This is a genomic window from Pseudomonas sp. AA-38, assembly GCF_029457475.1.
Taxonomy (GTDB): domain Bacteria; phylum Pseudomonadota; class Gammaproteobacteria; order Pseudomonadales; family Pseudomonadaceae; genus Aquipseudomonas.
Map to the genome: position 1 here is coordinate 1,166,162 of NZ_CP120359.1, position 13,649 is coordinate 1,179,810.

11 protein-coding genes are annotated in these 13,649 nt (G+C 66.2%); 9 read left to right on the forward strand and 2 right to left on the reverse strand.

The annotated features are described in order from the left end of the window. Positions 1 to 116: 116 nt before the first annotated feature. Positions 117 to 965 (forward strand): universal stress protein, encoded by an 849-nt coding sequence (locus PVE35_RS05385; protein WP_268181835.1) that lies wholly within the window; start codon positions 117 to 119, stop codon positions 963 to 965. A gap of 64 nt (positions 966 to 1,029) precedes the next feature. Here PVE35_RS05385 and PVE35_RS05390 read toward each other — a convergent pair whose 3' ends face one another. Beyond that, positions 1,030 to 1,812 carry a lysophospholipid acyltransferase family protein gene (locus tag PVE35_RS05390; protein ID WP_277374035.1) on the reverse strand — a complete coding sequence of 261 codons (783 nt, stop codon included), beginning with the start codon at positions 1,810 to 1,812 and terminating at the stop codon, positions 1,030 to 1,032. Positions 1,813 to 1,894: 82 nt separating this feature from the next. Beyond that, a complete protein-coding gene (gene olsB, locus PVE35_RS05395) occupies positions 1,895 to 2,626 on the reverse strand; it encodes an L-ornithine N(alpha)-acyltransferase (RefSeq protein ID WP_268181839.1) in 732 nt (243 codons plus the stop codon). A gap of 162 nt (positions 2,627 to 2,788) precedes the next feature. On the opposite strand from olsB, the gene PVE35_RS05400 reads away from it, so the two are divergent. From PVE35_RS05400 to PVE35_RS05435, 8 genes are all read left to right on the forward strand, one after another. After that, positions 2,789 to 3,679, forward strand: coding sequence for an acyl-CoA dehydrogenase family protein (locus tag PVE35_RS05400; protein WP_277374036.1), 891 nt, complete (start codon positions 2,789 to 2,791; stop codon positions 3,677 to 3,679). A gap of 66 nt (positions 3,680 to 3,745) precedes the next feature. Beyond that, positions 3,746 to 4,531, forward strand: a complete 786-nt coding sequence (locus tag PVE35_RS05405; protein WP_268181842.1) for an MBL fold metallo-hydrolase — start codon at positions 3,746 to 3,748, stop codon at positions 4,529 to 4,531. A gap of 74 nt (positions 4,532 to 4,605) precedes the next feature. Then, entirely contained in the window at positions 4,606 to 5,724 is a 1,119-nt protein-coding gene (locus PVE35_RS05410; RefSeq protein ID WP_277374037.1) for a serine hydrolase, read from the forward strand. Next, on the forward strand, positions 5,721 to 6,041 hold the full coding sequence (locus PVE35_RS05415) for an amidase (RefSeq protein ID WP_268181844.1): 321 nt from the start codon (positions 5,721 to 5,723) through the stop codon (positions 6,039 to 6,041). Before PVE35_RS05410 ends, PVE35_RS05415 begins: the two co-directional genes overlap by 4 nt. Positions 6,042 to 6,249: 208 nt before the next feature. Then, complete coding sequence (locus tag PVE35_RS05420) at positions 6,250 to 7,398, forward strand: phosphatidylserine/phosphatidylglycerophosphate/cardiolipin synthase family protein (protein ID WP_268184204.1); 1,149 nt, start codon at positions 6,250 to 6,252, stop codon at positions 7,396 to 7,398. A gap of 269 nt (positions 7,399 to 7,667) precedes the next feature. Continuing rightward, the gene (locus tag PVE35_RS05425) at positions 7,668 to 9,461 is read left to right on the forward strand and encodes a DUF1302 domain-containing protein (RefSeq protein ID WP_268181846.1); all 1,794 of its coding nucleotides are present in this window, start codon (positions 7,668 to 7,670) and stop codon (positions 9,459 to 9,461) included. 25 nt (positions 9,462 to 9,486) lie between these two features. Further along, positions 9,487 to 10,854, forward strand: coding sequence for a DUF1329 domain-containing protein (locus tag PVE35_RS05430; protein WP_277374852.1), 1,368 nt, complete (start codon positions 9,487 to 9,489; stop codon positions 10,852 to 10,854). Positions 10,855 to 11,024: 170 nt separating this feature from the next. Beyond that, positions 11,025 to 13,631, forward strand: a complete 2,607-nt coding sequence (locus PVE35_RS05435) for a LuxR C-terminal-related transcriptional regulator (protein ID WP_277374038.1) — start codon at positions 11,025 to 11,027, stop codon at positions 13,629 to 13,631. Positions 13,632 to 13,649 lie beyond the last annotated feature (18 nt).

Below are 13,649 nucleotides of genomic sequence, written 5' to 3' on the forward strand. Positions count from 1 at the left end.
GGGATTTCCCGACAACCCTAGAGCGCTTTGCGACGCTGTGCCTGACCTGCATCAAGGAGTGAACCGGCAGGAGGGGCTTGAATGTAACTCGGTGTGAATCCTATGGAGGAAACGAGATGATCAAGATTCTGGTGGCGACCGATCTGTCCGAGCGCTCAGCGCACGCCGTGCAGCGCGCCGTGCAATTGATCCGGCGCCAGGGTGGTGGCGAGTGGTGCTTGCTGCACGTGATCGATGATGACGCCCCTACCGAACATGTGCAGCGCCAGGTGCAGCAGGCCGAGACGCTGTTGCAGGCCCAGGCCGAGCGCCTGGCCGAGCAGGCTGGTAGCCGTCCGCGCGTGCTGGTCAATACTGGCGAGGTACCGTCCATGGTGGTCGAGGCCGCCCAGGGCATGGGCGCCGATCTGCTGGTGGTGGGCGCGCACCGCAAATCCGCGCTGCGTGATTTCTTCGTCGGTACCACGCTCGAGCGGGTGGTGCGCAGCAGCCATCTGCCGGTGCTGCGGGTCAATGGGCCGGTCACTCATGAGTACCGTGAAGCGCTGCTGGCTGCCGACCTGTCGCGCACGTCGCAACAGGCCTGGGCCCAGGCCCGTGACCTGGGCTTGCTGGACGAGCAGCGTTGCGCCTTGGCCAGCGCCGTCGAGCCGCTGGCCAGTGGCATGGTGATGGATGCGGGGATCAGCGCCGAGGTGCTGGAGAACCAGTGCGAGCTGCTGAGCAAGCAGTTGACCGAGCGCTTCGCCGAGGTGGGCGTGCAGTTGACGCCTGAGCGCCTGTGGGTGCGGGTGGGGTCGCCGGAGGCAGTGGTCGGTGATGCCCTGCAACGCTTCAATGCCGACTTGCTGGTGCTCGGCACCCATGCCCGCGAGGGGTTGTCGCGCTTCGTGCTGGGCAGCGTGGCCATCCGCCTGCTGGCGTCGGTGGAGGTCGATGCGCTGATCGTGCCGCCAGCTGACTGAACGGCTACGAGCTATAGACTGGAGGCTATCCAGGGAGCCCTGGCAAGCCCCCGTACGCTGTGGATCAGGCGGCTTCGGCTTCGGGCACAACCACTACTGGCGTTTCGAGCTGCAGGGCGCGGGCGATCATGGCCTGGCTGTGACGGGCCAGTTCGTTACGGCTGCGTGCCTCACAGGGAACCGGTTGCAGCAGGCGGATCTCCACCTCGCAGGCCGGGCTGGAAAGCAGGCGCAGCAGGTGCGAGAGCATGTCGTCGTCGCCGATGAAGGGTGATATCGGGCAGAGCTGGCCGTCGCGCAGATAACGAATGGCCACCGGCTGCAGGGGCACGTTGCTGTCGATGGCGCTGCTCAGCAGGCGGCCATGGAAGGTGCGCAGGGCGCGGCCGTCGGTGGTGGTGCCTTCGGGGAAGATCAGCAGGTGGCGGCCTTGCTGCAGATGACGGGTGAGCTGCTGACCGACCAGGTTGCTGTCGCCCGAACCACGGCGGATGAACAGGGTGCCGGCCTTGTGCGCCAGCCAGCCGGCCACCGGCCAGGTACGCACCTCGGCCTTGGACAGGAAGGAAATCGGCTGCAGGGCTCCGAGCAGTGGGATGTCCGTCCAGGACACGTGATTGGCGACCCACAGCATCGGCCGCTCGGGCAGTTCGCCTTCGACTCGCACGCGAAACGGCAGGGCGCCACCCAGGCGGGCCAGGAACCAGCGCGTGAGACGCTGACGCAAGGGCATCAGATCGTGCCGGACGACACGTTCGCAGAGGCTGACGATGCCAGCCAGCAGCGTGCCGAAGAGGATCACCAGGGCCAGGTGGGCGAGGCGCAGGGAAAGGCGCAGTTTGGCCATCGAGGTCTCCGCTTGAGGATGAGTGACGGCATTATCCATGGATAGCGTCGTTTGGCCATTATCGGGAATATGCCGTCTGGTCTCAGACTGCGGCCTTGAAGTGGCGGGCATAGCGCGGGCAGAGTTCGTCGCGCTTGAGCAGGATGAACACGTCGGCTACCTGGAAATCCTTGTCCCAGCAGGGCTCGCCGCAGATCTTCGCGCCCAGGCGCATGTAGGCCTTGAGCAGCGGCGGCATCTCGGCGATGACGTTGCCCGGCACATCGAGCTTGGGCAGCGGGTGCTTGGGCTCGGCGCGCAGGTGTTCGGTGCACAGGTAGCGTTCGCGCAGGCGCTGCATGATGGCCTGGGCCTGGATGCCGCCGTCCTGCATGGAGATGCTGGCGCAGCCCATCAGGTAGCGGTAACCGCCTTCGTTGAGCACCTCGGCCAGTTCGCCCCAGAGCACGGCGATGGTGGCGCCATTGCGGTAGGCGGGGTCGACGCAGGTGCGGCCGATTTCCAGTACCGGCCCTTCCAGCTTGGCCAGGCCATGCAGAGCGAATTCCTCTTCGCTGTAATAGCGGCCGAGGCCGGCAGCGGCCTGGTGGTCGAGCAGGCGAGTGGTGGCGACCAGCACGCCGCTGTTCATGTCGCGCACACCGATATGGCTGCAGTGAATGTCGTAATCGTCCATGTCCAGACCCAGTTCGGCGCCGTTGAGCTTGGCGTCGAACTCCGCGCTGAATACGCGATAGCGCAATGCCTGGGCTTCCTGCAGGGCAGCGGGGCCGTGCAAGCGTTCGGCCTGCAGTCTACGAGCGGTTTGAGTCATGCCGGATCCTCCGTGTGCCGGCTGGATACTTGCAGCCGGTCGATCTTGTTGGGCAAGCTCAGGCTAGGTCGAGGCAATGTCATCACTGTGACGATTATTTGATGCTTATATGACGGTGGCCCGGATGGGCACCTCTGAAAAATCTAGGTGAGGAGGTCTGCGATGCCCTGGTCGAGCCTGTATCAGCCCAGCGAACGCCTGTCGGCCGAGCACGGCCTGGAAGACTGGTACGCCCGCCTGCTGGCGCATCTGGGCGGCACACCGCCGCCTTTCGAGCTGGCGCTGGCGGGCGGTTTACAGGCCGCGACGCCGGGGCTGGCCTTCCTCGCTGGTTACCAGGCCGCTTTGCGCATGTTGTGGCCGGCGGCGCCTTGGACGGCCGGTGCCCTGTGCGTGACGGAAAACCGCAGCACCCGTCCGGCGGACATGAGCACGCGCATCTACGGCTTGTACATCAGCGGTCGCAAGGATTTCGTCACCGCCGCCGAATGCGCCGACTGGCTGCTGGTGGCGGCGCGCGAGGAGCAGGCCGACGAAGCGCTGCGGCTGGCCCTGGGGGTGGTGCGCCAGGGGGCGCCAGGCGTTTGCATCGAGCCGCTGCCGGCACTGCCCTTGATGCCGGATATTGGCCATGCCCGCCTGCATCTGGAACAGGCGCAGAGCGAGCGTCTGGCCGGTGACGGCTGGGACGACTACGTCAAACCCTTCCGCACCCTGGAAGACGTGCACGTGCTCACAGCGGTCTGTGCCTGGTTGTTCGGTATCGGCCGCGAAAGCGGCTGGCCGGAGTCCCTGCTGCTGCGCCTGCAGGGGCTACTCGCCGGTTGCGCCGAGGTGGCGCGGCAGGCGCCCAATGCGCCCACCACCCACCTGTTGCTGGCTGGGCTGTTCGCCCAGCAGCAGGCCCTGGCCGACGAGCTGGAGGCCGCCATGGCTGCGGGGCCGGCGCATTGGGCCGAATTGTGGCAGCGCGATCAGGGCCTGCTACGCATTGCCGAGGCGGCGCGCGGCAAACGCCTGGAGAAAGCGCGGCAGATTGTCGCCGCGCGTTGACCCATATCAGTACTGGCTGGCCCTCGTGCACATAAGGTGACCTGGCGATTCACCTGTGAGGTTTCCATGCGCCGCGAGCCCATCGTGCTGTTCGATAACGGCAGCCACCAATGCCTGATGTTCGATGACCTGGTCAGCGGCGAGGGCGTGCAATCCAACCAGTTCCTGATCACCGACAACGAGCAGTACCTGCTGCTCGATCCAGGTGGTGACCTGACCTATACGCCGCTGTCGCTGGAGCTGTCCAAGCACATCCCGGTGCAGGATCTGACCTACATCTTCGCCTCGCACCAGGATCCGGACATCATCGCCTCGCTGGACAAATGGCTGCTGCACACCCGCGCGCGGGTGATCTGTTCCAAATTATGGGCGCGCTTTCTGCCGCACCTGACCGCCAATTACCTGGCCCTGAGCCGGGGCATCAACACCTTCGACCGCATCATCGCCCTGCCGGATCGCGGCCAGAGCGTGCCGCTGGGCAAGTGCAACCTCAAGGCGGTGCCGGCGCATTTCCTGCATTCGGTGGGCAACTTCCAGCTCTATGACCCGGTGAGCAAGATCCTCTTCTCCGGCGACATGGGCGCGTCCATGGTCGATGACGCCACGCCGGTGCGCGACTTCGTCAACCATGTGCCGAACATGGAGGGCTTCCATCGCCGTTACATGGCCGGCAACAAGGCCTGTCGCCTGTGGGCGGCGATGGTGCGGCAGATGGACGTGGCGATGATCGTGCCGCAGCATGGCCGGCCTTTCGTCGGCGGCGAGATGATCAGCGCCTTCCTGCACTGGATCGAGAACCTCGAGTGCGGTCTCGACCTGATGGGCCCCGAGGATTACTGCCTGCCCAAATGAGTGTCGCGGCCGGCGCTTCAAGTCGTCATCCTCGGCATGCTAGGGTGCGCCTCGATTCCCCATCGAGGCCGCCCATGCCCACCTTCTCCCTTCGTCGTCTGAGCCTGACGCTCGGCCTCTGCCTGCTGGCCGGGGCCGTTCAGGCAGAAAATTGGCCGCAACCTGACTGGCAGAGCCAGGCTGCGCCACCGTCCGCCGCCATCGCCGAGCTGGAGGCTTATGCCTTCGCCCCGCGCGACGATGCCGAGCGCAAGGGCGTGCGCACCGACGCGCTGCTGGTGGTGCGCGATGGGCAGATCGTCTACGAGCGCTATGCCGCGCCGACCACGGCGCAGACGCCGCACCTGACCTGGTCGATGGCCAAGAGCCTATTCGCCAGCGTGCTTGGCGTGGCCTATGGCGAAGGGCGCTTCAAGCTCGATGCACCGGTGGCGCAGTACTACCCGGCGATGGCCGAGCACCCGCAGATCAAGATGGGCCACCTGCTCAACTGGGCATCGGGCCTGGACTGGCAGGAGGACTACGAATACGCCCCGCTGAAATCCTCGGTGATCGCCATGCTCTACACCCGTGGCCGGGGCGACATGGCCGCCTTTACCGCCGCACACCCGGCCGATGCCGCGCCGGGCACGCGCTTTCGCTATTCCAGCGGCGACAGCAACCTGCTGGCGGCCGCGCTGCGTGGCATGGTCGGCGAGCAGGCCTACGCCGACTACCCCTGGACGGCGCTGTTCGAGCCGCTGGGCATCCACAGCGCGGTGTGGGAGCGTGACGCCAGCGGCACCTTCATCGCCTCGTCCTACGCCTACCTCAGCGCGCGCGATCTGGCCCGTGTCGGCCTGCTGATGCAGCGCGGCGGGCGCTGGGGCGAGCGGCAGTTGCTGCCGACCGCCTGGGTCGACTTCGTCTCCACACCCTTCGCCGCCTATCAGCCGCAGACCGCCAAGCCGGGCGATGCGGTTCCAGGCGGGCAGTGGTGGCTCAATGCCGAACTGCCCGGCAGTTCGCGGCCCTGGCCGGATGCCCCGGCCGACACCATCGCCGCGTTGGGCCACTGGGGCCAGGGCCTGTATGTGATGCCGAAGGAGAAACTGGTGGTGGTGCGTTACGCCGATGACCGCGACGGCAGCTTCCAGCACAACGAACTGCTCAAGCGCGTGCAGGCGGCCTTCGCCCAGGAGGTGCAGCCATGATCCGCCGTCATCCGATTCTCAGCGTGCTGGTGGTGCTGCTCGTTGTGCTGCTGGCCTGGGCGTGGCCGAATCGTGTCTACCTGCAGGCCTTCCCCGACATCATCGGCGCCTACACGGCCAAGGAGTATTGCTCCTGCCGTTACGTCAGCGGTAATCCTGCGCCCTATTGCGCCGGCTACGTGAAGCAGTACGTGCCGATCAGCAGCCTGATCGACGACGAGAGCAGCAAGCGCGTGACTGCCAGTGGCCTGGGCCGCACCCACAGCGCGGCCTGGTTGGGCGAGCGCCAGGGCTGTCAGTTGTTGCCCAACGAATAGCGCGAATCCGTGGCTGCTTGGTAAAACGCTCCCGGATTGCATCCGGGTTACTTCTTTCCGGGAGCGCCTGCCAGGCTTTGCAAGGCCGGGCTTGGCGGCTATCGTTGCCGGCTGGACAGGTCGTTCGCCGAGCCCTTATGCATCCTTCGCCTTTCGCACCGCTGCTGACTGCCGCCTTGCCCATCGTGATGGCGTGTTGAGCATGGCCGTGCGCGGCAGCATCTTCCCCTGGCGCGGTGGCAACCGCTTCGAGCTGCTGCTCGATGGGCCGGTATTCTTTCCGCGCATGCTGGCGGCCATCGAGGCGGCGCAGCACCAGGTGGAGCTGGAGTTGTACCTGATCGAGGACGGCCGCTGCAGCGAACGTCTGGTGCAGGCCCTGTGCCGTGCCGCTGCACGCGGGGTGAGCGTGCGTGGGTTGTTCGATGCCTATGGCGCAGCCGGTCTGGGCGCTGCCTTGCGCCAGCGGCTACTGGTGGCGGGCGTGCAACTGCGTTGGTACAACCCGGTGCGCTGGCGTCGGGGTATGCGCAACTTCCATCGCGATCACCGCAAGCTGCTGCTGGTGGACCGGCGCCTGGCCTATGTCGGCGGCACCGGTTCCACCGACGAATTCTGGCTGCCGGATGCGCCGCAGAGCGCCTGGCACGAGGCCATGGTGGAAATCGAAGGGCCGCTGGTGGACGACTGGCAGCAACTGTTCGAGCACCAGTGGCGCACGCGCTTCTCCTGGCGACCGAACCACACGCCCGAGCCTCTGCGTTTGCCGGAGCGCCCGGCGGCCGGGCTTGGTCTGGGGCGGGTGGCCTATGCCGATGCGGCGCAGCACCGTGACATCCTGCTGTCGCTGTTGCGCGCCCTGCGTGGCGCCAAGCAGCGTGTCTGGCTGGCCACGCCTTATTTCTTGCCCACCTGGAAGGTCCGCCGCGCCCTGCGCCGTGCCGCCGCCCGTGGCGTGGAAGTGCGCCTGCTGCTGGCCGGGCGCCATACCGATCATCCGCCGGTACGCTTCGCCGGCCAGCGCTATTACCCCCGCCTGCTCAAGGCCGGGGTGCGCATCTTCGAGTATCAACCGCGCTTTCTGCACCTGAAGATGGTGCTGGTGGACGACTGGGTCAGCGTCGGCTCGTGCAACTTCGACCACTGGAACCTGCGCTTCAACCTCGACGCCAACGTCGAGGCACTCGACCCCGCGTTCACCCAGGCGGTGGCGAGCAGCTTCATCGCCGACTTCACCGCCAGCCGCGAGATCACCCTCGACGACTGGCGCCAGCGCCCCTGGTGGCGCCGCGTGCAGCAAAGACTCTGGGGCTGGCTGGATCGTTTGGCGGTGAATCTGCTGGATCGCTGGCGCTAGGAACCGTCGCCGTTTCGCTACGCCGGATTGCGGCATGGCCGGGCGGTGATCCGCACGGTGATCCGCGCCCCCTACTGCCTGTGCTCCGATAGCTCCCCGCGGCCTTGATGACCCATCATTCAGCAAGCTGAGGTCGGCCCGTTTGCGCCCGTGTCAGGGCGCCATTCATCCTTTCGGGCGACAGGCGAAATCCCTCCTTGGTGCGCTTATCCGTCGTCTTCTGCCCGCCTAGGGTTGGCGTTGCCGTACCCAACACCTAGGAGACCCGCATGACAAGAACAACAGGGCCCGGACTATTCCAGCCACGCACCTTGGCTTTGGCCGTCACCGTCGGTTGCGCCGCGCCGGCGCAGGCCGTCACCTTCAACATCGGCGAGCTCGAAGGGCAGTTCGACAGCTCGCTGTCGGTCGGCGCCAGTTGGTCGACGCGCAGCCCGGATCGCGACCTGATCGGCCCCAACAACGGTGGTCAGGGCCAGGCGCAGACTGGTGACGACGGCCGCCTGAACTTCAAGAAGGGCGAGACCTTCTCGAAGATCTTCAAAGGCATCCACGACTTGGAGCTGCGCTACCGCGATACCGGCGTCTTCGTGCGCGGCAAGTACTGGTACGACTTCGAGCTCAAGGACGAAGGCCGCCGCTTCAAGGATATCGATGACCACAATCGCAAGGAGGGCGCCAAGTCATCGGGAGGGGAGATCCTCGATGCCTTCGTCTACCACAATTACGCCATCGGCGATCTGCCCGGTACGGTGCGGGTCGGCAAGCAGGTGGTGAGCTGGGGCGAGAGCACCTTCATCGGCAACAGCATCAACTCCATCAATCCCATCGACGTGGCTGCCTTCCGTCGCCCCGGTGCGGAGATCAAGGAGGGCCTGATTCCGGTGAACATGCTCTACCTGTCGCAGAGCCTCAGCGACCGTCTGAGCATGGAGGCCTTCTACCAACTGGAGTGGGATCAGACCATCCTCGACAACTGCGGCACCTTCTTCTCCACTGCCGATGTGGCCGCTGACGGCTGTGACGACGGCTATCACATCGGCTCGCCGGCCATCGCGCCGCTGCAGCCGGTCGCTGCCGCATTCGGCCAGGGCTTCCGGGTCGACCGCGAAGGGGTGATCCTGCCGCGTGGCGGTGATCGCGATGCCCGTGACAGCGGCCAGTGGGGCCTGGCCCTGCGCTGGCTGGGGGACGAAACCGAGTACGGTGCGTACTTCATGAACTATCACAGCCGCACGCCCATCGTCAGTACGCGCAACGCCGGCCTGGCGACCCTGGCCGCGCTGCCGGGAATCATCGGCACGGCCAATGGCATCGCCCCGGGTAGCGGCGCCGGCCTGGCGCAGAGTGTGATGCTCGGCAACGGCCGCTACTACCTGGATTACCCCGAAGACATCCGCCTCTACGGCCTGAGCTTTTCCACCACGCTGCCCACCGGCACTGCCTGGGCGGGGGAGATCAGCTATCGACCGAACCTGCCGTTGCAGATCAACACCACCGACATGACCCTGAGCCTGCTCAACCCCATCGCTCCCGGCACCGCGCCGGTCTCGGCAGGGCCAGGGCAGGACAACGTCGGTTACCGGCGCAAGGAAGTCACCCAGGTGCAGACCACCTTCACCCACTTCTTCGACCAGGTGATGGGGGCCGGGCGCTTCACCCTGGTGGGCGAGATCGGCATGGCCCATGTCGGCGGGCTGGAGAGCCGCGAGGATCTGCGTTACGGCCGTGACTCGTTGTTCGGTGCCTACGGTTTCCGTGGCGACACCCACGGCTTCGTTACCAGCACCTCCTGGGGTTACCGCGTGCGCGGCATCTGGGAGTACAGCAACGTGTTCGCCGGGGTGAACCTCAAGCCGAACCTCTCCTGGTCGCACGACGTCGACGGCTACGGCCCCAACGGCCTGTTCAACGAAGGCACCAAGGCCGTGAGCTTCGGCATCGATGCCGACTACCGCAATACCTACACAGCCAGTCTGTCTTACACCGATTTCTTCGGTGGCGACTACAACACCGCGGTCGACCGCGACTTCCTCGCGCTCAGCTTCGGCGTGAGCTTCTAAGACGTACAGGATCAGAGGCATGCAGATGAACACCACCCTGAAAATGATCGGCGCGCTTTCCCTCGGCCTGCTGGCCCTGAGCGTGCAGGCCGCGGTGAGCCCCGAGGAGGCGGCCAAGCTCGGCACCAGCCTGACCCCGCTGGGCGCGCAGATGGCCGGTAATGCCGATGGCAGCATCCCGGCCTGGACCGGCGGCCTGCCGGTCGACGCCGGCGCCGTGGACGAGCGCGGCTTCCTGGCCGACCCCTACGCCAACGAACAGCCGCTGTTCACCATTACCGCGCAGAACCTGGAGCAATACCGCGAGCACCTCACCGCCGGGCAACTGGCCATGTTCAAGCGCTACCCGGACAGCTACCGCATGGCGATCTACCCGACTCACCGCAGCACAGCGGTGCCGGACGCGATCTACGCAGCGGCCAAGACCAGCGCCCTGAAGACCGGCTTGCGCGACGGTGGCAACGGCCTGACCGATTTCACCGAAAGCCGCTACTACGCCTTCCCGATCCCGCACAACGGCCTGGAAGTGGTATGGAACCACATCACCCGCTATCGCGGCGGCAACCTCAAGCGCAGCATCGTGCAGGCCTCGCCGCAGACCAACGGTGCCTATACCCTGGTGCATTTCGAGGACGAAGTGGCCTTCCCTGACAACGTGCCGGATCTCGACCCGGCCAAGGCCGAGAACACCCTGCTGCTGTTCAAGCAGCGGGTCACCGCGCCGTCGCGTCTGGCCGGCAACGTGCTGCTGGTGCACGACTCGCTCGACCAGGTCAAGGAGCCGCGCATGGCCTGGCTCTACAACGCCGGCCAGCGTCGTGTGCGTCGTGCTCCGCAGGTGGCCTACGATGGCCCAGGCACCGCCGCCGACGGCCTGCGCACTTCGGACAACTTCGACATGTTCAACGGCGCCCCGGATCGTTATGACTGGAAGCTGGTGGGCAAGCGCGAGGCCTTCATTCCCTACAACAACTTCCGCCTGGCCTCGCCGCAGGTGAAGTACAGCGACATCCTCAAGGCCGGCCACATCAACCAGGATCTGGCACGCTACGAACTGCACCGGGTCTGGGAGGTGGAGGCCACGCTCAAGGAGGGCGAGCGCAACATCTACGCCAAGCGTCGCTTCTTCGTCGACGAGGACTCCTGGCAGATCGCCCTGTCCGAGCACTACGACGGGCGTGGTCAGCTATGGCGAGTCGGTGAGGCCATGTTGTTCCAGCAGTACGACAAAGAGGTGCCGGTATACGCCCTGGAGGCGCTCTACGACATCATTGCCGGGCGTTATCTGGCCATCGGCATGGCCAACGAGGAGCGCAGCGCGATTCAGTACGGCACAGAGGCCTCGGCCAAGGACTTCACGCCAGCGGCCCTGCGGAACGCGGGCGTGCGCTGACCACTCAACAGCTTAAAGCAAGCCGGTACCGCCCTGTGCGTCGCCGGCTTTTTTGTGCGCGCCTCGGCCACGTGAATCTCACACCATAAGCACCAAGGGGTGGTGGTGCGAGGTGAGCGGGGTACCATCGCCAGGTGGTTCAACAATGACAAGCAGAGAGAACCGCTGCCATGCCGACCCTTGCCATCGCTCGCCCGAGTGCGCAGCAGGTGCAACCTGCCGACCTGCCACGGTTGCCGCCGTGCGTCGTTTCCCGTTCCGGCTTGCTACAGCGCCTGCTCTGCAGCGAGTCGCGCCTGCGTTTGCTCTGTGCGCCGGCCGGTACCGGCAAGAGTGTGTTGCTCGGTCAGTGCGCCCGGCAGACGCCCACGGCCATCGAGCGGGTCTGGCTCGACCTCGGCGGGCGTAGCCTGACGCCGGTGCAATTCTGCAAGCGACTGGCCAAGGCGCTGCAGGTGTCGTTGGACGACACCGACGAAACGACGCTGCTGGAGCGGCTGCATGAGCGCACGGGGCGCCTGTGGATTTTCATCGACGACTACCCGCGCCAGGCCGATGACGCACTCGATGCCTGCTTCGACCGGCTGTTCGCCGCTGCGCCGGCAAGTGTCACCTGGTGGGTCGCCAGCCGCCGCACACCCGCCTGGAATCTGCCGCGCCTGTTGTTGCAGGGCGATCTGCTGGAGATCGAGGGCGGGGAACTGGCGTTGGACGCAGACACATTGAGCGAACTGCTGGCCGAGTTGCACATCGAGCTGGCCGATGACTGTCGACAACTGCTGCTGCAGCGCAGCGAGGGCTGGCTGGCAGCTATTCGCCTGCTGTTGCTCGATGCCGACGAGGCAGCACTGCGCCAGCGTCTGCAGGACGGTTGTCCGTTGCTGCGTGACTACGTGCAGCACGAAGTGCTGGCCGAGCTGGACGACGAACTGCGTAGCCACCTGCACGCCCTGGCCTTGCTACCACGTTTCTCCGCGGCGCTCTGCGAACATCTGTTGGAAGGAAGCGGCAATGACTTGCTGGCCAAGTTGCAACGACGCCAGTTGTTCGTGCGCAGCCTCGACAGCAGCGGTACCTGGTTCCGTCTGTGGCGGCCGCTGGCCGAGGTGCTGCGGCGCTTGCCGGGGGCGCCGCTGCCCGCTGCGATCCATGTGCGCGCCTGCCAGTGGTTCGCCCAGCGGGGCGATATTCGTGAGGCCGTCGAACATGCCCTGCAGGCCGGGCAGGTGGAAGTCGCGGTCAACTACCTGCAGCGTTTCGATCAGGAGCAACTGCTGCAGGGGCATTCGGTCGCGCAACTGCTGCAATGGCGCGAAGAACTGCCGGCCTGGCTGTTCGGCAGTTCGCCACGGCTGATCGTGTTGCAGGCCTGGGCGCTGATCATCTGTGCCCGTTTCGACGAGGCTCGCACCTGCATGCAGGGGCTGGCGCACTTCATGCCGCAACCCGATGCCCGCCGCCAGCGCAAGCTGATCGCCCACTGGCAGGCCTTGATGGGGGTGCTGGCGCGCCAGTGCGGACGTCGCGATGCACGGCTGCATTGCCAGGAGGCGTTGCCAATGCTGGACGAGAGCAGTTGGTCGCAGCGTGTGCTCTGCTACCAGGCCCTGGCGCAGCAGCACATGGCCGAGCAGGCTTTGAGCCAGGCCAAGCAGGCGCTGGATCAGGGGCTGCATCTGGCGCGCCGTCATGGCAGCCTGATTTTCGAGGCATTGCTCAACACCGATCATTGCCTGCTGCTGCAGATGCTTGGCGAGACCGAGCGAGCCGCCGAGCTGGCCGAGCAGTCCCTGGCCTTTCTCCGCGAGCACTGCAACCACAGCCCGGTGCTCGGCCGTCTGCTCCTGCTGCGAGCCAGCCTGCTCGCCCGCCAGGGGCTGGACGAGGCGGCGCAGCAGGCCTATCGCCAAGGCCTGCAGGAAGCCGAACGTTGCGAGGACGCCTACATCATTTCCGGCTACCTGGGCCTGCTGGAACTGGCCGAGGTACGCGGCGATCTCGACGAGGCCCACCAGTGGCTGCAGAAGGCCGAGCGGGTCATGCAGTGGTCGCACGTGCCGGAGGTGCGTTACCGCGGCGTGCTGCAACTGCATGCCGGGCGTCTGCTGCTGCGCCAGGGGCAGAACGAACGGGCGCGCGAGCTGTTCGCCCAGACCCTGCAGCAACTGCAACAGCGCCAGCAACTGGCGCCTTCGGAGTTCTACGACCTGCTGCCGCGGCTGCGCCGTTATCTGGCGAGCAGCGATCTGCTGCTCGGTCACCACGCGGCGGGCGAGCATGCGCTGCAATTGTTGCTGGAGGAGTGCCAGCTCGCCGGGCATCGCAGCATGGCGTGCGAGTGCCGCTTCGCGCTGGCCGAGGGGTTGTTGCTGCAGGGGCGACAGGAGCAGGCCGATGCCTTGCTGCAGCAGGCCCTGGGCGAGGCGCGGCAACTGCGCTTGCTGCGCCCCGTGGAAGAGCTGCGGCAACGCCAGGAGCACTGGCTCGAGCGCCTGCTGCCGGGCGAGGCTGCGCATGATTTGCATCGACGCCTGTTGCAGCCGGCGCCGGCGCTGGATGAGCCGGCCAGTGCCGGGACGGCGCTGCTCAGCTCGCGGGAGCTGGTGGTGCTGCAGTTGATCGCCCAGGGCTGCTCCAATCAGGAGATTGCCGATCGCCTGTTCATTTCGCTGCACACGGTGAAGACCCATGCACGGCGGATCAACGTCAAGCTCGGTGTGCAGCGGCGCACCCAGGCGGTGGCCATGGCCAAGGCGCAGGGGCTGATGGGGGGCTGAGTTCGGCCTGCTGCGCGT